Consider the following 17,758-nt stretch of genomic DNA (forward strand, 5'->3'; position numbering starts at 1 on the left):
GAGCACCCCCCGCCCCCGCCCGCCCAGGTCGGCGTCGCCGACGGCCTGTTCGCCGCCGTGCTCGCCGCCCGCGCCGGAGTGCTGGTTCCGGCCGGGCGGACGGCGGAGTTCCTCGCGCCGTACCCGGTGGGCGTGCTCGGCGACGAGGCGCTGGCGGAGGTGCTGGGGCGGCTCGGCCTGCCGACCGTCAGGGCGTTCGCCGCGCTGCCGCCCGAGGCGGTCGCGGACCGCTTCGGCCCGGCGGGGGCGGTGGCGCACCGGCTGGCCCGGGGCTTGCAGCCGCGCCCGCTGGTGCCGCGCGACCAGGAGCCGGACCTCGCCGTCGAGCAGCGCTTCGACCCGCCCGAGCCGCTGGCGGAGCCGTTGGTGTTCGTCGCCCGCACGCTGGCCGAGCAGCTGCACCAGCGGCTGGCCGGGGCCGGGCTGACCTGCCGCCGGGTGGCCGTCGAGGTGGCCTGCGCGGACGGGCGGACGGCCTCGCGGCTGTGGCGGCACGAGGGCGGGCTGTCGGCGACGGCGCTGGCCGAGCGGGTCCGCTGGCAACTCCAGGCCTGGCAGGGCGCGGGCACGTTCGCCGCGTCCGGGGAGGCGTCCGGGGAGGCGTCCGGGGAGGCGCCCGACGTCGGGTTCGCCCTGCTCCGGCTGGCCCCCGACGGCCTCTCCCCGGACCAGGGGCGCCAGTTGGCGCTGTGGGGCCAGGCGGTCGCGGACGACCGGGTGGAGCGCGCGGTGGCCCGGGTGCAGGCGGTGCTCGGGCATGCCGGGCTGCGCCGGATCGAGCCGGCCGGCGGGCGCGGTCCGGGCGAGCAGGCGGTCAAGGTGCCGTGGGGCGAACCGTACGAGGCGGCGGGGTCGGTCGGCGCGCCCTGGCCCGGGCGGCTGCCGGACGTGTGGCCGGCGGTGGTGCTGCGGGAGCCGGTGCCGGTGCGGGTGCTGGACGAGGCCGGGCTGCCGGTCACGGTGGACGGCCGGGCGGGGGTGTCGGCCCGCCCGGCCCTGGTGGTGTTCCACGATGGCCCGTCGGGCAGGGAGGGGCAGGGGCGACAGGAGCGGGTGGACGGCTGGACCGGCCCCTGGCCGGCGGTCGAGTACTGGTGGGACCAGTCGCTCGCCCGCCGCCGGGCCCGGTTCCAGGTCGTGCTGGGCGGTGGCCGGGCGCTGCTGCTCACGGTGGAGGGGGGTGCGTGGTACCTGGAGGCCGGCTACGACTGACGGCCACCGGCCCGAGGGGGGATCCGAGGGGGGATCCGAGGGGGGAGAGGTGACGAACCGCGAGAACGAAGGCGACCCCCGATGGGCTTCACCAGCCACCCCACCCTCCCCTGGAGCGAGCTGCACCGCCGCCTGACCGGCGCCGCGCCGGACCGTACGGTCGTCCCCCTGCGCCGCCCCGCCCAGGAGGAGCCCGCCCCCGGAGCCCCCGGAGTCCCCGGAACCCCCGGAACCCCCGGCGATGGCAGCGAGCCCTGGGCCGAACTGCACGTCCACTCCGCCTTCAGCTTCCTGGACGGCGCCAGCGACCCGGAGGACCTGGTCGCCGAGGCGGCCCGGCTGGGCGTGGAGACGCTGGCGATCACCGACCACGACGGCCTGTACGGCGCGGTCCGGCTGGCCGAGGCGGCCCGGGGGACGGGCGTGGCCACCGTGTTCGGCGCCGAACTGACGATCCGTCACAACGGCACAGAGGTGGAACACTTGCTGGTCCTGGCCCGCGACCCGACCGGCTACCGCCGGCTGTCCGCCGCGATCGCCGCCGCCCAGCTGGCCGGCGGCGCGAAGGGCCGCCCGGCGTACGACCTCGCGGCGCTGGCCGGGGCGCACGGCGGCCACTGGGCGGTGCTCACCGGCTGCCGCCTCGGCCGCGTCCCGGCAAAGCTCGATGACGGCACGGCCGGGCACCAACTCCACACCCTGACCGAGGCGTTCGGCCGCGACAACGTCCACGTGGAGCTGATCGACCAGTGGCTTCCCGGCGACGACCGGCGCAATGACGCCCTCGCCGCGCTCGCCGCCGAGCAGGGCCTCCCGGTGGTCGCCTCCACCAACGCCCACCATGCCGGCCCGGCCCAGGGCCGGCTGGCGCAGAGCCTGGCCGCGCTGCACGGGCGCCGCACCCTCCAGGACGCGGTCGGCTGGACGCGGGCCGCGGGCACCGCGCACCTGCGCTCCGGCCGGGAGATGGCCGCCCGGCTGGCCCGCTTCCCGGGGGTGCGGCGGGCCACCGCCGAACTCGGCCGTTCCTGCGCCTTCGACTTCACCAGGCTGGACCCGGAGCTCCCGGGCTTCCCCGTCCCGGAGGGCGAGAGCGAGATCAGCCACCTGCGCGCCCTGGTCGCCACCGGGGGCCCGGCCCGCTTCGGGCCCGGCAACGCGGCCGCCCGGCGCCAGCTCGCCCTGGAGCTGGACGTCATCGAGGACCTCGACCTGGCCGGTTACTTCCTGATCGTGCACGACATCGTCGACTTCTGCCGGAGCCAGGACATCTGGTGCCAGGGCCGCGGCTCGGCCGCCAACTCGGCGGTCTGCTACGCCCTGGGGATCACCGCCGTCGACCCGGTCCACTACAAGCTGCTGTTCGAACGCTTTCTGTCCACCGCCCGGGACGGGCCGCCCGACATCGACCTGGACATCGAGAACCGCCGCCGCGAGGAGGTCATCCAGTACGTCTACCGCCGCTACGGCCGCGAGCACGCCGCGCAGGTCGCCAACGTGATCACCTACCGGCCCCGGCTGGCGATCCGCGACGCGGCCAGGGTGCTCGGCTATCCGCAGGGCCAGGTGGACGCGTTCAGCCGGCAGACCGACTTCCGCTCCGCGCCCGGCGCGGACGCCGTGATCCCCGCCGACGTGCTCTCGCTCGCCGCCCAACTCCACGGCCTGCCGCGCCACCTGGGCATCCACTCGGGCGGCATGGTGCTCACCAGGGAGCCGATCGGCGAGATCTGCCCGACCGAGTGGGCCCGGATGCCCGGGCGTTCGGTGCTGCAGTGGGACAAGGAGTCCACCGCCGGCGCCGGGCTGGTGAAGATCGACCTGCTCGGCCTCGGCATGCTCGCCGCGCTGCACGACGCCTGCGACCTGGTCGCCGAGCACCATGGCCTGCGCTACGACCTGGCCACCATCCCGGACGGCGACGCGGGCGTGTACGCGATGCTGCGCCGGGCGGACACCGTCGGCGTGTTCCAGGTCGAGTCGCGGGCCCAGATGGCGACGCTGCCCCGGCTCAAGCCGGACCACTTCTACGACCTGGTGGTCGAGGTCGCGCTGATCCGGCCCGGCCCGATCCAAGGCGGCTCCGTGCACCCGTACCTGCGCCGCCGGGCGGGCGCCGAACCGGCCGGCTGCCCGCACCCGCTGATGGAGAACGCGCTCGGCAAGACCCTCGGGGTGCCGCTGTTCCAGGAGCAGATGATGCAACTCGCCATCGACTGCGCCGGGTTCACGCCCGCCGAGGCGGACCGGCTGCGGCAGGCGATGGGTGCCAAGCGCTCGCACGAGCGGGTCGCCCGGCTGCGCGAGCGGCTGCTCGGCGGGATGGCCGAGCGCGGCATCCCCGAGGAGGTCGCCGAGGACGTCTACGGCAAGATCGAGGCGTTCTCCAACTACGGCTTCCCGGAGAGCCACGCGATCAGCTTCGCCTACCTGGTGTACGCCAGCGCCTGGCTCAAGTACCACTTCCCGGCGGCCTTCACCTGCGCCCTGCTGGCCAACCAGCCGATGGGCTTCTACTCGCCGCTGAGCCTGGTCGCGGACGCCCGGCGGCACGGCGTGCGGGTGCGCGGGGTGGACGTCAACGCCAGCGCGCCGCGCCCCACCCTGGAGCCGCACCGGGGGGCGACGCCGGAGCCGCCGCTGACCGCGGGCCGCCCGCAGCCGGCGATCCGGCTGGGCCTGGAGACGGTGCGCGGCATCGGCGCCCCGCAGGCCGCGGCGATCGCGGCCGGGCAACCGTACGCCGACCTGGAGGACTTCGCGCGCCGCACCGGTCTGCCCGCGCCGGCGCTGGAGGCGCTGGCGACGGCGGGCGCCTTCGACTGCTTCGGGCTGATGAGACGTCAGGCGCTGTGGGCGGCCGGGGCGTTCGCCGGGATCTCGGCCGCGCTGATCCCGGGGACCACGCCCGGGACGGAGGCGCCGCCGCTGCCCGGCATGAGCCCGGTCGAGGAGACCATCGCCGACCTGTGGGCCACCGGAACCTCCGCCACCAGCCACCCGCTCCAGCACCTGCGCGCCTGCCTGGAGCGCGGCGGCGCCCTGTCCGCCGCCGAACTCCCCGACGCGGCGCCGGGATCGGAGGTGGTGGTCGGCGGCCTGGTCACCCACCGGCAGCGGCCACCGACGGCCGGCGGGGTGCTCTTCCTCAGCCTGGAGGACGAGACCGGCCTGATCAACGTGGTCTGCAACCGCCCGGTCTGGGAGTCCCAGCGCCGCACCGCCCTCGACCGGGCCGGCCTGCTGGTCCACGGCCGCATCGAGCGCGACCGCGGCGCCACCAACCTGATCGCCACCCGGCTCACCCCGCTGCGGATCGGACTCTGAGCGGGGTGAGCCGAGGGCGGGACCCTGGACCGCCCTCCACGCCAGGGGATGTGACGATCAGTCAGCTCGGGCGGGCGTCCGCCCCTTGCCCGGGGCGCCGGCGAAGACCTGGGCGATGGGGAGCCAGGCGGTCGCGGTGGGGCCGGTGGCGGTGAGGGCGAGGTCGTCGCGGTGGCGGCGCTGCGTCACCAGGAGGCAGAAGTCCAGGGCCGGGCCGGTCACCCGGTCGGTGGCGCCGTCCGGTCCGAAGGTCCACAGGCCGCCGTCGGGCGCGGTCAGTTCGAGCCGGACGGGCGATTCGGGGGCGGGCAGCCCGTGCAGGGTGAACGCGAAGCCGAGGGTGCGCAGCCCCAGGTGGGCGATGTGCCGCAGCCGGGCGGTGGGCTCGCGGGCGGCGCCGAGCGCGTCGGCGACGTCCTGGCCGTGCGCCCAGGTCTCCATCAGTCGGGCGGTGGCCATCGAGGCGGGCTTCATCGGCGGGCCGAACCACGGCAGCCGGGTGCCGGCCGGGGTGGCGGCCAGTGCGGCCGACACCTCCTCCCGGCCGGCGCGCCAGCGGGCGAGCAGGTCCGTGGGTGCGGCGGCCGCGCCGCTCGCCGCGCCCTCGTCCACCGGGTCGACGCCGGCGGCCGGCAGCGTGCCGAAGCGCTCGTCGAGGGTGGCGGCGAAGCCGTCCGCGTCGCGCGCGGCCAGCGCCGTCCAGTCGTCGGTCCAGGCCAGGTGGGCGATCTGGTGCGCGATCGTCCAGCCCTCGGCGGGCGTCGGGCGCGCCCAGCCGACCGGGTCCAGTCCGGCCACCAGGGCGTCCAGCGCCGCGCTCTCGGCCCGCAGGTCGTCCAGCAGCGCGGCCAGGACGTCCGCCGCGGGCGTCGTCGGGGTGTTCGGGTCCGTCATCGGTTTCCCTCCTTCCGGGTCCGGCGCACTACCCGCCGGTACGTCACGGCCGCACCCTACGCCCGGCCCGGCCGCCGTGCCCGCCACTGCGTCGAAGACGCGGGGAACACCCATGTCAGCACTCTCGCCAGCGGCCGTGCCGCGTGTGACAATCTCGCGATGACAAGGGCGAAGACGGGCCCCGGGGCCGCGGACACCCTCACCACCCCGGCGCACTCGGACGATCCCGGGCTCGCCGCCCGTGCCGCCGAGTTGGTGCGGGACGCCGTGCTCGGCGACCTCGCGCGGCGGGTGGTGGCCGAGTGCGGGGCCGACGTCGGACTGGTCGGCGTGCCGCAGCCGCCGGCCGGGCCCCGGGGGCGCGACGCGGGCATGGTGCTGCGCCACTGGGCCGGCACCCGGGCCGACCTGCTGCACGACCGGGCCGTCCCGACCGGCACCGGCCTGGGCGGGCGGGCGCTGGCCGAGCGGGCGCCCAGCTGGGTGCCCGACTACCGTGCCGCCACCACGATCTCGCACGACCACGACGCCGCCGTCAGCGCCGAGGACCTGTACGCGATGCTCACCGTGCCGCTGCTGTACGGCGACACCGTGTACGGCGTGGTGTACGCGTCGCTGCGTGCCGTCGTCCCGTTCGGGGACGTGCGGATCGCCGCCGTCGGCGAACTGGCCGCGACGGCGACCCGGGCCCTGGCCGGGGCGGCCGCCTGGCGGTCCGCGCCGCCCCGACGGGCCGCCCCCGTGCGGCCGTTGACCCCGCGCGAGCACGAGGTGCTGCGCTGGGCGGCGACCGGCCGGACCAATCCGGAGATCGCCGCCCGGCTGGGCCTCACCTGCAACACCGTGACGGGCTACCTGAAGTCCGCGATGCACAAGCTCGGCGTCCGCAACCGCACCGAACTCGCCCTGGCGGCACGCGAGTCCGGCCTGATCGACCGGTGAACGTGCCTGGTCGACCGGTGAACGTGCCTGGTCGGGGCCAGTGGGTGCGCCTCAGCCGACCTGCCGCTCCCGCCCCGCCCAGTACGGCTCGCGCAGCCGGAACTTCTGCAGCTTCCCGGTGGCGGTCCGCGGCAGGGCCGCCCGGAACTCCACCGAGGTGGGCGACTTGTAGCCGGCCAGCCGCTGCTTGCAGTGCGCGATCAACTCGGCCTCGGTGATGGCCTCCTGGCCCTCCCGGAGGACCACCAGCGCCTTGACGGTCTCGCCCCACTTCTCGTGCGGCACTCCGATCACCGCGGCTTCGGCGACCGCCGGGTGGCCGTACAGGCAGTCCTCCACCTCGATCGAGGAGACGTTCTCCCCGCCGCTGATGATGACGTCCTTCTTCCGGTCCGAGATGGTCAGTTGGCCGTCCTGGCCGAGGACGCCGCCGTCGCCGGTGTGGAACCAGCCGTCCCGCAGGGCGTCCGCGGTGGCCGCGGGCTGCTGCCAGTAGCCGTCCAGCACGGTGTTGGAGCGCACCAGGATCTCGCCGGAGGCGTCGACCCGCAGCCGGGTGCCGAGCGCCGGGGCGCCCGCCTGCACCAGCTTCTCGGCCCGTTCGGCGGCGGGCAGGGCGTCCCACTCGGCGCGCGAGCGGTTGACCGTGACCACCGGGGAGGTCTCGGTCAGGCCGTAGAGCTGCATGAACTCCCAGCCCAGCTCGGACTCGACCTGCTGCACCACCGAGGTCGGCGGCGGCGCGCCGGCCACCACGATCCGCACCCGGTCCCGGCCTGGCACCGGGCCGTCCCACTCGGCGGCCGCGTCCAGCACCATCTGGACCACGGCGGGCGCGCCGCTGAGAAAGGTCACCCCGTGCCGCTCGACCCGGCGCAGGATCTCCGCGCCGTCGACCTTGCGCAGCACGATGTGCCGGGCGCCGAGCCCGGTGAGGGCGAACGGCAGGCCCCAGCCGTTGGCGTGGAACATCGGCAGGGTGTGCAGGTAGACGTCCCGGTCGCCGGCGCCGTAGTGCAGGCCCATCAGTACCGCGTTCAGCCAGATGTTGCGGTGGGTGAGCTGAACGCCCTTGGGGCGGGCGGTGGTTCCGCTGGTGTAGTTGATCGTGGCGGTGTCGTTCTCGGCGATCTCGTACCGCCGGGGGGAGTTGTCGAAGTCGTGGAGCAGCGCGTCGCTGTCCGCGCCGAGCACGAACTTGTGCTTGGCCGTCACCCCGCCCAGCGCGTCGGCGAGTTCGGGGTCGACCAGCAGGACGGACGCGCCGCTCTGCTCGACGATGTACGCCACCTCCTCGGCCTTCAGTCGGAAGTTCACCGGGACCAGCACCCGCCCGTACCCGCTCACCCCGAACAGGGAGGTCAGCAGCCGGGCCGAGTTGTGCGACACGACGGCGACCCGCTCGCCCGGCCCGACGCCCAGCCGGTCCAGCCCGGCCGCTTGCGCCCGGGCCAGTTCGGCGACCCGGCGGTAGCTCAGCTCGCCCCAGGATTCGGCCGGCTGCACCGGCTCGTCGACGATGCCGACCCGGTCGCCGTAGACCAGCTCGGCCCGGTCGAGGAAGTCCATCACGGAGAGTGGAATCTGCATGCGCCCACTGTCCTCTCCCACCCGCCCGCCGGACACCCCCGATCGGGGGTGTCGCCGGTGGGAGCAGAGTGGAAGGAGCGGATTCCGTTTGCTGAGCCCGTCGCGAACAGACGGGCGACCGATGCGGCGGGCCCACCGGCCACCTGCTAGGAAGATCGCAGCGAACGGCCATGCACCCACGGGGAGAAGCACCATGAGCGACCGACGACCGGGCAGCACCCGCCACGAGGCCGGGGGAGTGCGGTGACCGCCCCCGTCACCGCGCACCCGAGGGCCGCGGGCCTGCTGCTGCGCCCCTTCGAGGACGCGGACGCGCCGGCCCTGATCGAGGCGTACCGGGACGAGACGCTGCGCCGCTTCACCCGCACCCCGGTGGGGAACGCCGAGGAGGCCGCGCACTGGCTCGGGCTGCAGTACCGGGGCCGGGCGGAGGGCCGCCGGTACAGCTTCGCGGTGCTGGAGCCCGGCACGGGCGAACTGCTCGGCAACGTCGCGCTCAAGCGCGGCACCCCGGGCGGGGAGGCGGCCGAGGTGGGCTACTGGACGGCGGCCGCGGCCCGCGGCCGGGGGGTGGCCCCGCGCGCGGTGGTGGCGCTCACCGCCTGGGCCTTCGAGGTGCTCGCCGACGACGGCCTGGTCCGGATCGACCTGCTGCACCAGGTGGACAACGCGGCCTCCTGCCGGGTCGCGGAGAAGAGCGGCTACGCCTTCCAGGAGGTGCTGACGGCCTTGCCGCCGGAGTTCCCGTTGGACGGTCACCGGCACTCCAGGAAACGGCTGGACGGGGCCGAACGCGGCAGGTCAGAGTAGCCGGATGGGATCTCTGGTACGACACGTGACGATCGACTGCGCCGACCCGCACGGCCTCGCGCAGTTCTGGGCCCAGGCGCTGGACGGCACCCTGGCCGAGCGCGTCGCCACCGGCACCGCCTGAGCCAACGTTTGGGCCACCACCCGGGCCACCGCCTGAACGACCGGCCGCCGAGTCCACGAGGACTTGGCGGCCGTTCGGTTCGCCCCGCCCGGCGCACCCGTCACACGACAGGCCGACGTCTCGGGCCGTCGCAGTGGAACCGTCCGATAATCGAACCTGGCTGATGCCACGTCGCGGCGAGCTTCCCCGACCCCACCACCCGAGAGACAGGCAGGTACCCCATGGCCAGAATCGCCGTGATCGGCGCCAACGGCACCATCGGCAGTGCCATCGTCGCGGAGGCGGCCGCGCGCGGGCACGAAGTCACCGCGGTGGTCCGCGACCCGGACCGCTACCAGGGTGAGGCGGCCTTCGTCGAACGCGCGGACGTCCTGGACCCGGCCCAGGTGGCCCGGGTGGCGGCCGGCCAGGACGTCCTGGTGAGCGCGGTCGGCGGCGGCGACGGCCCGGGCCACCTGGCGCTGATCGGGCCGGCCGCCCGTTCGCTGGTGGAGGGCCTGCGCTCGCTCGGCGACGCCGCGCCCCGGCTGATCGCGGTCGGCGGCGCGGGCAGCCTGGAGACCGCGCCGGGGGTGCGGGTCTGGGACGCGCCGGGGCTGCCGGAGCCGGTGCTGGAGATCATGCACGCGCACGGCGCGGCGCTGGACTTCTACCGGGCGGTCTCCGACGTCCGCTGGACGGTGCTCAGCCCGGCCGCCGAGATCGGCCCGGGGGAGCGGACCGGCCGCTACCGGACGGGCCTGGAGCAGCTGCTCACGGATGCTGCCGGGCGCAGCCGGATCTCGGTGCCGGACTACGCGGTCGCCCTGGTCGACGAGGCCGAGCAGCCCGAGCACATCGGCGAGCGCTTCACCTGCTGCGCGCTGTAACCCTCAGTTACGGTGCGCTCGGTCAGCCGAGCTGGATCGACCGCTTGGCGAGCCCCATCCAGAACCCGTCGATGACGCTGCGCTGGCTGCCGAGGTCGGCCTCGCCGGCGCCGAGGGTGACGAACAGCGGGGCGAAGTGCTCGGTGCGCGGGTGGGCGAGCCGCCCGGCGGGGGCCTTGCGCTCGAAGTCGAGCAGCGCGTCCAGGTCGTGGGCGTCCAGGGCGCGCCGGCCCCAGTCGTCGAACTCGGCCATCACCGAGCTGATCCGGCCGTCGTTGCTGAGCGCCCGCAGGTTGTGGGTGAAGAAGCCGCTGCCGACGATCAGCACGCCCTCGTCGCGCAGCGGGGCGAGCCGGCGGCCGATCTCCAGCAGCCGCTGCGGGTCGAGCGTGGGCATGGAGATCTGGAGGACGGGGATGTCGGCCTCCGGGAACATCTCCACCAGCGGGACGTACGCGCCGTGGTCGAGGCCGCGGTCGGGGATGTCCTGGACGGGCGTGCCGGGGGCGCGCAGCAGCTTGCGGACGCGGTCGGCGAGCGCCGGTGCGCCGGGGGCGGCGTACTGGACCTGGTAGTAGTGCTCGGGGAAGCCCCAGAAGTCGTACACCAGCGGCACGGTGGTGACGGCGCCGAGGGCGAGCGGTGCCTCCTCCCAGTGGGCGGAGACCATCAGGACGGCCTTGGGCCGGGGCAGGTCGGCGGACCAGGCGGCCAGTTCACCGGGCCAGACCGGGTCGTCGGCGAGCGGCGGCGCGCCGTGCGAGAGGTACAGGGCGGGCATACGCTCGGGGGCCGCGGTGCTCATGGCGTCCTCCTCCTGGGTCGAACGGGACTGGTGGCTCGACAGAGTAGTTCAAATTTGAACCTCTACTCGCTGACCGTACACCTTCGTTCGAATTTGAACAACAGGAGTAGGCTTCACTGCATGTCCACACTGAACGAACCCCGCTGGCTGGACCAGGACGAGATGGCTGCCTGGCGGGGCTTCGTCGTCGCGAGCAACCTGCTCAACCGCCGACTGGAGCGCCAGCTCAAGGAGGACTCCGGCCTCTCGCACCAGCAGTACGAGATCCTGGTCCACCTGTCCGCCGCCCCGGCCCACGCGCTGCGGATGACCGAACTCGCCGACAAGCTGGTCACCTCCAAGAGCGGCCTCACCTACCAGGTCACCCAGCTGGAGCGGATGGGCCTGGTCGCCCGCCGCTCCTGCCCCAGCGACGTGCGCGGCGTCATCGCCGAACTCACCGACCAGGGGCGGGAGTCACTGCGGCAGGCCGCACCCGGGCACGTCGCCCTGGTCCGCGAGCTGCTGATCGACGTGCTCACCCGCGAGCAGCTGGCCGTGCTCGCCGAAAGCCTCGGCGAGGTCAGCGCCCGGCTGCGCCTCGACGACACACCCTGAAGTCCCTCAGTCAGTTCCCCTGCGCTGCCCCCCGCAGCAGCCGCCGCTCCCGTTCGGCGGTCTACCGAGCCTGAGCCGGGGCCTGAGCCCGGACCGGCTGCGGGGCGCAGAGCAGGGCGGTCCGCAGGTCGAGCCGGTCCCGCAGTCGGGCCAGGCTGCGGCCGGTCAGCTCCTCGATCCGGCGGATCCGGTAGTGCACGGTGTTGACGTGGATGCACAGCGCCTCGGCCGTCCGCGCCCACGAGCCGTCGTGGTCCAGGAAGACCGCCAGGGTGCCCAGCAGCGAGACGCTGTTCGCCCGGTCGTGGGCGGCCAGCGGGGCCAGCAGCCGGGCGTGGAAGGCGGCCGTCACCTCCGGCGGGATGCCGCGAAGCAGTCCGTCCAGCGAGTCCAGTTCGGCGGCGCTGCCGACCGGGCCGGCCGAGCCCTCCAGTACGTAGCGGGCCTGCACCAGCGCCGCCCGCAGCGCGGCGGGGGCGGGCGGGGCGGCCGGGCCGACGCCCATCCGCAGGGTGCACCGGCCGGTCAGCCGGCTCTGCAGCGCGGGCCGGGCCCGGCGCAGCCGTTCGGCGACCTGCTCGACCGGTGCGGCCACCAGCGCGGCGGACCGCCCGCCGCGGTCGGTCCCGGCGGCGTACGGCGCGCCGAGCGGGTGCAGCGCCTCGGCCAGCGCGTACGCCGCCCAGGCGACGGGCGGGCCGTCGCCCGGCGCGGCACCCGCCTCGCCCGCCCGGCCGCCGTCGATCCGCGCGGTGACCGCCACCAGCGACTCGGCCCCGCCCAGCCTGCAGGTCGCGAGCGGCGCGGCGAGCCCCGCCGCCCCCGCGAGCGCGTGCACTAGCCGCCCCGCGGCCCCGCGCCCCCCGCCCGCCGCGGGGGGGGGCGGCGGCGGGCTCGGGCGGGGCCGCCCCCCCCCCCCGCCCCGCGCCCCCCCCCCGCCTGCGGGCCGCGCGGGGCGCGGCGCCCCGGGCCTCCCCGGCGAGCGCGTCCAGTAGCCGCCCGGCGGCCCGGCGCCGCGCGCCCGCGTCGGCGTGGGCGCGGGCGGCGAGCGGGGCGAGCAGTTCGGCCAGGGCCTGGAGTGCCGGTTCGGCCGCCGCCGAGCGCAGGTGCGGGCGCAGCCGCCAGCCGTCGAACGGCGAGCCGTCCTGGGGCCCGACGGGCAGCCCGGTGTCGCCTCGCCCGGCGGGCGGGACGGGTGCGGCAGTGGCGGGTGCGGCGGTGGCGGCAGCGGCGGTGGCGGCGACGGCCCGGCCGCCGGCGGTGGTGATCGAGCAGTCCGCCACCCCGAGCCGGCCGACCGCGTGGGCCAGTACCTCGCCGGCCCCGGCGTCCGCGTGCAGCAGGTCGAGCAGTTCGTGCCGGACGGTCTCCGGGATCGCCGCGGTGTCCTGGGCGCCGGCCCGCAGGTCCCCCCAGAGCCGCAGGTAGACGCGGTCGGTGACGGCACGGAAGCTGACTCCGGCGGGCACCGCCAGCAGCGGGATGCCGTGGGTGCGGCAGGCGTCGGCGAGGCTGTCCGGGACGCTGCCGTGGGTGCCCTCGCCGGCCAGCAGCGCCGCCACGCCCGCGCTGCGCAGGGCGGTGGCGAAGCGCAGCGCGCCGGAGGCGTCGGCGGGCTGCCACCAGACCAGGCCGGTGAGGACGAGTTCGCCGGGCTGGAGGTAGCGGGCCGGGTCCTGGAGGTCGGTGGAGCTGAGCCCGGTGACCGGGCGGTCGAGCAGGTCCGGGGTGCCCCAGGCCAGGCGGATGTCCAGGTCGTCGAGGTGCAGCAGGTCGCCGACGATCATCTCTCGCTCATCTCGCTCTCGCTCTCGCTCTCGCCTTTGTGCGCCGCGCACGGCTGCTCCTCGCAAGTGCAAGGTTCAGATGTGCATGGGCATCGTAAATGCAAGTCATGCGGCGGTGATTCTTCTTGTCGGATCATCCAGCGTGGGACCCCTCGGAGGGCGTGCGGAACCAGTCGTCCGCCCGATTGCGGTGCCGCTTCCATCGGCTTCCGCCGGCTTCCGCCGGTGCGGGGCGCGCCGAGCCGCCTCCTCGGACATGCCCGCCCCTGTCCCCGCAGTTGCCAGCCGAAAGCGCTCCATCCCATCGCAGCTGCCGCTGAAATCATCCTTTCGGCGCCGCAGCTGCGAATGCCAGGGCCCTCCCTCGGGTAACCCCCTCCCGGGTCGCAGCGGCGCGGCCCGGGAGGAGGGAGCACCATGACCCCGTCGAGCCCCACCGTCCGGCTGCACGGCCACTTCGACCGGCCCGCCGAGCTGTCGGTCGACCAGCTGCGCGCCCTCCCCGCGCACCGCGTCGAGGTCAGCTTCGACTGCCTGGCCGAGGGCGAGCAGCGGCACGACTACGAGGGGCCCGCGCTCTGGGACGTACTGTGCGCGGCCCGGCCCCGGATCGACTTCTCCGGGCGCAAGCAGCGGCTGCGCTTCCTGCTGTCGGTCAGCGGCGCGGACGGCCACCGGGCCGTCGTCTCCTGGGCCGAGATCGACCCCGACTTCGGCGGCCAGCAGATCCTGCTGGCCACCAGCATGGACGGCGCCCCGCTGGACGCCGCCGGCCCGCAGCTCGTCGTCCCCGACGACCACTGCGGCGCCCGCTACGTCAGCGGGGTCACCGCCGTGTGGCTCGGCCCGCTGGGTGAACCGGCGGCCTGAGCCCCGGCCGCGCGTAGCCGGGCCTCGACCGCCTGCCCGACCTGCACTTCACCGTCGAGGACGTCCGCGCCTCCGTGGACACCGTCGTCATCAACTACCGCAACGAGCGGGGCCAGGCCGTCGCCGAGGTGCTGACCTTCCGCGACGGCTTGGTCTGCCGGGGCCTCGGTGCCTACGGGCCGGAGGTCTGACGAGGGCCCCCGTCGGATCCTCGCCGAGGCCGTAGGCCCTGCTCGGAGGGGGTGCGGGCCCGATCGCAGCCGAGACCGAAAAGAGCTCGCCGGATGCCTGTTTCCGTGCCAACATGCCCCATATGGGGACGATTCTGCACGGCACCCTGGTGACCCTCCGCACCGCCGGCACCGACGACATCCCGGCGCTCGCGGCCATCCGCGGCACGCCCGAGGTGTTCGCCCGCTGGCGGGGCGGTGACGACCTCGCCGACGCCGTCGCCAGCGACCTGGAGGAGCCCGACACCGAGACCCTCGCCGTCGAGGTGGGCGGGAAGATCGTCGGCGCCATCCAGTGGTACGCCAACAACGACGACGAGTACCGGCACGCCGGCATCGACATCTACCTCGACCCGGAGGTCCACGGCGTCGGCCTCGGCGCGGACGCCGTCCGCACGCTGGCCCGCCACCTCGTCGACCACCACCACTACCACCGGCTGATCATCGACCCGGCGGCCGACAACACGGCCGCGATCCGCTGCTACGCGAAGGTCGGCTTCCGCTCCGTCGGCACCATGCGCCAGTACGAGCGCGGCCCGGACGGCACCTGGCACGACAACCTGCTGATGGACCTCCTCGCGGACGAACTCCGCTGACCGGCGCGCGAACTCCGCTGACCGGCGCGCCCGCGCGGCGGTAGGCGGCCCGGCAGCGGCCCGACCGGCCCGGAGCGCGCGGAGTCAGATCGCGGCTGCGCCTGCGGTCGCCCGCTCCGGCGCCGGGCAGCCGCAGGTGCGCCGCAGCACCAGCCGGGCCGGGAAGGTCCGCGCGCCGGTGGAGCGCCGCTCGGCCCCGCCGAGGACCAGGTCGACCGCGGCGCGGGCCATCTCGTCCTGCGCGGTCGCGACGGTGGTCAGCGCCGGGCCGGCGATCACCGCCTCGGCGATGTCGTCGAAACCGGCCACCGCGAGCTGCTCCGGCACCCGGATGCCCAGGTCGTCGGCGGCCCGCAGCAGGCCGATCGCCTGGTCGTCGGTCGTGCAGAACACGGCGGACGGCCGGTCGGGCCGGGCCAGCAGGGCGAGCGCTTCGGCGTGCGCCCGGACGCGGTCGAACGGCGCCGGCACCAGCCGCCCCTCGGTCGCCAGCCCGGCCTCGGCCAGCGCGGCGGCCCAGCCGGCCGTCCGCCCGGTGACCGGGTCGTGCGGGCTGAGCGCGAGGGTGCCGCCGAAGCAGTGCACCTCGGCGTGGCCGTGCCCGAGCAGGTGCCGGACCACCTCGCGGGCGCCGCCCTCGTCGTCCGCCACCACCGCGACGCCGTCGGCGGTCTCCGCCCGGTGGTGCAGCAGTACGACCGAGGTGCCGTCGCCCACGTCGAAGCCGGTGAGCCCGGGGGTGGCCGGGTCCTGGGTGACCAGGATCAGCCCGTCGACCTGCATGCCGAGGAACGCGCGGATGTAGTGCGCCTCGCGCTCGTCCACGTAGTCGGAGTTGCCGATCAGCAGGAGCCGGCCGTGGTCGGCGGCGGCCTGCTCGACGGCGTGCGCGAGTCCGGCGAAGAACGGCTGGCGGGCGTCCGGCACGACCATGCCGAGCAGGTTGGTCCGCCGCCGTGCCATCGCCTGGGCGACCCGGTTGGGGCGGTAGCCGAGCTCCTCGACCGCCGCGAGCACCCGCGCCCGGGTCGCGGGCGCCACCGGCCGCGGCCCGTCGTTGATCACATAACTCACGACCGCCGTGGACGTTCCCGCCACCCGCGCCACATCGTCCCGTGTCACCCTCGCCATGCCCGCGAGCCTACACAGCGCCTCCGACAGCTCCGGGCTGCCGTCGCCGCCGGGCGCCCGCCGTGGTCAGTACGTGTGGTCCGCGGTGATGTCCGCCGAGAGGCCGAGGGCCTGTTCGGAGGGTCGCCCGCGCAGCGCCAGCAGGGTCTGGGCGAGCGCGTCGACGGCGGCCAGGTGGGCGAGCCGGCTGGCCGTGGTCTCCAGGCCGAAGACCAGGTCCTGCCCGCCCGCGACCAGGGTGTGGGTGGCCGTCTCGGTGAGCGGCGAGCGGGCGTAGCTGGTGAGCGCGACCACGGCCGCCCCGGCCGCCCGGGCCCGGCGCGCGGCGTCGATCACCAGCGGGGTGGCGCCGCCGTGGCTGACCGCGAAGCAGGCGCCGTCGGGCGGGAGCTGGGCGGCGGCCAGCTGGGCGGTGAGCGGGTCGGCGGGGGCGTCGACGCGCAGGCCGAGCGCGCGCAGCCGGTAGGCGAGGTCGAGCACCACCGCGCCGGACAGCCCGGAGCCGACCAGCACCACCTGGCCGGCGCCGGCCAGCACGTCGGCGGCCGCCCGCAGGTCGTCGGCGGTGAGCGTGGCGGTGATCCCGTCCAGGGCCGCGCGGGCGGCCCGCAAGGTGTCGGCGAGGGCCCGGGCGGCCGGGTCGCGTGCGTCGTCGTCGGCGGGGGCCGGGGCCGTGGCGGGGGAGTGCCGGGCGGCGGCGATCTTCAGCTCCTGGTAGCCGCGGAAGCCGAGCCGCTGGCAGGCCCGGACCACGGAGGAGGGGGCGGTGCCGGCCAGCGCGGCGACGTCGCTGACGCTCAGGTGCACCAGGCCGGCGCCCCGGTCGAGCACCACCTCGGCCACCCGCGCCTCGGCGCCGCGCAGGTCGCCGAGCCGGGCCCGGATCCGCGCGGCGAGCTGGGACTCCAGGGGCGTCATGTCGGAATGTCCTTCCATGGGGCTAGGGTAGCGTGGAATTCGGTTCCAGGCCGTGCCGGGTCGCCGGAAGGCCGTCGGAGGGGAGCTTCGCCATGCCCGAGATCGTGCCGGCCGTGCCGGTGGCCGTGCTCGCCGCGGCCGTGCTGCACGCCGTCTGGAACGGCCTGGCGCACCGGATAGCGGACAAGCTGGTCGGCTTCGCGCTGATCAACCTGACCTACACCGCGTGCGCACTGGTCCTGGTGCTGCTCAACCCGCTGCCGGCGGCCTCGGCCTGGCCGTACCTGCTGGCCTCGGTCGCCGTCCAGACGACGTCGACGGTCCTGCTGCTACGGGCCTACCAGCTGGGCGACTTCGGGCAGATGTACCCGATCGCGCGCGGCTCGGCGCCGCTGCTGGTGGCCCTGCTGTCGGCCACCGTGCTCGGCCAGCACCCGGGCGCGGGCGAGCTGTTGGGCGTCGTGGTGATCTCCTGCGGCCTGATCGGGCTGGCCTTCGCCAAGGGCGTCCCGGGGCGGGCGCAACTGCCCGCGCTCGGGGCCGCCGCCGGGACGGGCGTGATGATCGCCGTCTACACGGTGCTGGACGGCAGCGGCGTCCGGCACGCCGGGACGGTCGGCGGCTACGTGGCCTGGCTGTTCCTGTTGCAGGGGCCGACGCTCGCGCTGATCGCCTGGGCCCGGCGCGGCCGTTCGTTGCTGGCCGGGGTCGGCGCGGTGGTGCCGGTGGGGATCGCGGGAGGCGTGTTCTCGTTGACGGCCTACGGGCTGGTGGTGTGGGCGCAGTCCCGGGGGGACTTGGCGACGATCGCGGCGCTGCGCGAGACGAGCATCGTGATCGCCGCCCTGATCGCCACCGTGGTGTTCCGGGAGCGGCTCGGCCGGCTGCGGCTGAGCGCCAGCCTCATCGTGCTGGCCGGGATAGCCGTCCTGGAGCTGGCCCGGCCGTAGGGCGTGCCCTGGCCGGGGGGCGGGGCGGGGCGGGGGGGGGGGACGCCCCCAGCGCCGCCCCAGCGGGTGGGGGGCGCCCCGCAGGGGCGGCGCACGCCAGGCGCGA

Annotated in this window: 16 protein-coding genes and 1 pseudogene; 10 read left to right on the plus strand and 7 right to left on the minus strand. The window is 75.7% G+C overall.

Annotated features, from left to right (window positions below; all coding sequences use genetic code 11):
• Together ACFV61_RS15285 and ACFV61_RS15290 are read left to right on the plus strand one after the other, a co-directional pair.
• The coding region (locus ACFV61_RS15285) for a DNA polymerase Y family protein (protein WP_380492017.1) at window positions 1–1,212 on the plus strand (1,212 nt) is incomplete at its 5' end.
• Window positions 1,213–1,293: 81 nt separating this feature from the next.
• Window positions 1,294–4,539, plus strand: coding sequence for an error-prone DNA polymerase (locus ACFV61_RS15290; protein WP_380492019.1), 3,246 nt, complete (start codon window positions 1,294–1,296; stop codon window positions 4,537–4,539).
• 57 nt (window positions 4,540–4,596) lie between these two features.
• Here the strand turns inward: ACFV61_RS15290 and ACFV61_RS15295 are convergent, their stop codons facing one another.
• Window positions 4,597–5,433, minus strand: coding sequence for a TIGR03084 family metal-binding protein (locus tag ACFV61_RS15295; RefSeq protein WP_380492021.1), 837 nt, complete (start codon window positions 5,431–5,433; stop codon window positions 4,597–4,599).
• Window positions 5,434–5,592: 159 nt separating this feature from the next.
• Between ACFV61_RS15295 and ACFV61_RS15300 the strand changes: the two genes are divergently transcribed.
• Window positions 5,593–6,375, plus strand: a complete 783-nt coding sequence (locus ACFV61_RS15300) for a LuxR C-terminal-related transcriptional regulator (protein ID WP_380492023.1) — start codon at window positions 5,593–5,595, stop codon at window positions 6,373–6,375.
• Window positions 6,376–6,426: 51 nt separating this feature from the next.
• On the opposite strand, the gene ACFV61_RS15305 is transcribed toward ACFV61_RS15300, so the two are convergent.
• The gene (locus ACFV61_RS15305; protein ID WP_380492025.1) at window positions 6,427–7,965 is read right to left on the minus strand and encodes an AMP-binding protein; all 1,539 of its coding nucleotides are present in this window, start codon (window positions 7,963–7,965) and stop codon (window positions 6,427–6,429) included.
• Between the two features lie 243 nt (window positions 7,966–8,208).
• Between ACFV61_RS15305 and ACFV61_RS15310 the strand changes: the two genes are divergently transcribed.
• From ACFV61_RS15310 to ACFV61_RS15320, 3 genes are all read left to right on the plus strand, one after another.
• Window positions 8,209–8,775, plus strand: coding sequence for a GNAT family N-acetyltransferase (locus tag ACFV61_RS15310; protein WP_380492027.1), 567 nt, complete (start codon window positions 8,209–8,211; stop codon window positions 8,773–8,775).
• A 4-nt stretch (window positions 8,776–8,779) separates the two neighbouring features.
• Window positions 8,780–8,899, plus strand: coding sequence for a VOC family protein (locus ACFV61_RS15315; protein WP_380492029.1), 120 nt, complete (start codon window positions 8,780–8,782; stop codon window positions 8,897–8,899).
• 221 nt (window positions 8,900–9,120) lie between these two features.
• Window positions 9,121–9,768, plus strand: coding sequence for an NAD(P)-dependent oxidoreductase (locus ACFV61_RS15320; protein WP_380341102.1), 648 nt, complete (start codon window positions 9,121–9,123; stop codon window positions 9,766–9,768).
• 22 nt (window positions 9,769–9,790) lie between these two features.
• Here ACFV61_RS15320 and ACFV61_RS15325 read toward each other — a convergent pair whose 3' ends face one another.
• Complete coding sequence (locus tag ACFV61_RS15325; protein WP_363631404.1) at window positions 9,791–10,573, minus strand: class III extradiol ring-cleavage dioxygenase; 783 nt, start codon at window positions 10,571–10,573, stop codon at window positions 9,791–9,793.
• 129 nt (window positions 10,574–10,702) lie between these two features.
• Here ACFV61_RS15325 and ACFV61_RS15330 point away from each other — a divergent pair, with 129 nt between their 5' ends.
• Window positions 10,703–11,170 carry a MarR family winged helix-turn-helix transcriptional regulator gene (locus tag ACFV61_RS15330; protein ID WP_063350998.1) on the plus strand — a complete coding sequence of 156 codons (468 nt, stop codon included), beginning with the start codon at window positions 10,703–10,705 and terminating at the stop codon, window positions 11,168–11,170.
• Window positions 11,171–11,231: 61 nt separating this feature from the next.
• On the opposite strand, the gene ACFV61_RS15335 is transcribed toward ACFV61_RS15330, so the two are convergent.
• A complete protein-coding gene (locus ACFV61_RS15335; RefSeq protein WP_380492030.1) occupies window positions 11,232–12,008 on the minus strand; it encodes a PucR family transcriptional regulator in 777 nt (258 codons plus the stop codon).
• A 646-nt stretch (window positions 12,009–12,654) separates the two neighbouring features.
• A pseudogene (locus tag ACFV61_RS15340) lies at window positions 12,655–12,957 on the minus strand (PucR family transcriptional regulator ligand-binding domain-containing protein); the annotation flags it as partial.
• A gap of 417 nt (window positions 12,958–13,374) precedes the next feature.
• Here ACFV61_RS15340 and ACFV61_RS15345 point away from each other — a divergent pair.
• Both ACFV61_RS15345 and ACFV61_RS15350 read left to right on the plus strand, forming a co-directional pair.
• Window positions 13,375–13,827, plus strand: a complete 453-nt coding sequence (locus ACFV61_RS15345; protein ID WP_380492032.1) for a molybdopterin-dependent oxidoreductase — start codon at window positions 13,375–13,377, stop codon at window positions 13,825–13,827.
• A 313-nt stretch (window positions 13,828–14,140) separates the two neighbouring features.
• The gene (locus tag ACFV61_RS15350; RefSeq protein ID WP_079135490.1) at window positions 14,141–14,653 is read left to right on the plus strand and encodes a GNAT family N-acetyltransferase; all 513 of its coding nucleotides are present in this window, start codon (window positions 14,141–14,143) and stop codon (window positions 14,651–14,653) included.
• Between the two features lie 84 nt (window positions 14,654–14,737).
• Here ACFV61_RS15350 and ACFV61_RS15355 read toward each other — a convergent pair whose 3' ends face one another.
• Together ACFV61_RS15355 and ACFV61_RS15360 are read right to left on the minus strand one after the other, a co-directional pair.
• Window positions 14,738–15,784, minus strand: coding sequence for a LacI family DNA-binding transcriptional regulator (locus ACFV61_RS15355; protein ID WP_063346980.1), 1,047 nt, complete (start codon window positions 15,782–15,784; stop codon window positions 14,738–14,740).
• 66 nt (window positions 15,785–15,850) lie between these two features.
• Window positions 15,851–16,720, minus strand: a complete 870-nt coding sequence (locus ACFV61_RS15360) for a MurR/RpiR family transcriptional regulator (protein WP_380492034.1) — start codon at window positions 16,718–16,720, stop codon at window positions 15,851–15,853.
• A 74-nt stretch (window positions 16,721–16,794) separates the two neighbouring features.
• Between ACFV61_RS15360 and ACFV61_RS15365 the strand changes: the two genes are divergently transcribed.
• Entirely contained in the window at window positions 16,795–17,652 is an 858-nt protein-coding gene (locus ACFV61_RS15365) for an EamA family transporter (RefSeq protein ID WP_380492036.1), read from the plus strand.
• The last annotated feature ends 106 nt before the right edge of the window (window positions 17,653–17,758 follow it).

This window comes from Kitasatospora sp. NPDC059817, assembly GCF_042731835.1.
GTDB lineage: Bacteria > Actinomycetota > Actinomycetes > Streptomycetales > Streptomycetaceae > Kitasatospora.

What these genes read in the sequence shown, in the direction of transcription:
- ACFV61_RS15325 (WP_363631404.1), bottom strand. Translation starts at nt 10,573, where the DNA reads ATGAGCACCGCGGCCCCCGAGCGTATGCCCGCCCTGTACCTCTCGCAC.
- ACFV61_RS15300 (WP_380492023.1), top strand. Translation starts at nt 5,593, where the DNA reads ATGACAAGGGCGAAGACGGGCCCCGGGGCCGCGGACACCCTCACCACC.
- ACFV61_RS15315 (WP_380492029.1), top strand. Translation starts at nt 8,780, where the DNA reads ATGGGATCTCTGGTACGACACGTGACGATCGACTGCGCCGACCCGCAC.
- ACFV61_RS15290 (WP_380492019.1), top strand. Translation starts at nt 1,294, where the DNA reads ATGGGCTTCACCAGCCACCCCACCCTCCCCTGGAGCGAGCTGCACCGC.
- ACFV61_RS15355 (WP_063346980.1), bottom strand. Translation starts at nt 15,784, where the DNA reads ATGGCGAGGGTGACACGGGACGATGTGGCGCGGGTGGCGGGAACGTCC.
- ACFV61_RS15345 (WP_380492032.1), top strand. Translation starts at nt 13,375, where the DNA reads ATGACCCCGTCGAGCCCCACCGTCCGGCTGCACGGCCACTTCGACCGG.
- ACFV61_RS15350 (WP_079135490.1), top strand. Translation starts at nt 14,141, where the DNA reads ATGGGGACGATTCTGCACGGCACCCTGGTGACCCTCCGCACCGCCGGC.
- ACFV61_RS15295 (WP_380492021.1), bottom strand. Translation starts at nt 5,433, where the DNA reads ATGACGGACCCGAACACCCCGACGACGCCCGCGGCGGACGTCCTGGCC.
- ACFV61_RS15305 (WP_380492025.1), bottom strand. Translation starts at nt 7,965, where the DNA reads ATGCAGATTCCACTCTCCGTGATGGACTTCCTCGACCGGGCCGAGCTG.
- ACFV61_RS15365 (WP_380492036.1), top strand. Translation starts at nt 16,795, where the DNA reads ATGCCCGAGATCGTGCCGGCCGTGCCGGTGGCCGTGCTCGCCGCGGCC.
- ACFV61_RS15320 (WP_380341102.1), top strand. Translation starts at nt 9,121, where the DNA reads ATGGCCAGAATCGCCGTGATCGGCGCCAACGGCACCATCGGCAGTGCC.
- ACFV61_RS15360 (WP_380492034.1), bottom strand. Translation starts at nt 16,720, where the DNA reads ATGGAAGGACATTCCGACATGACGCCCCTGGAGTCCCAGCTCGCCGCG.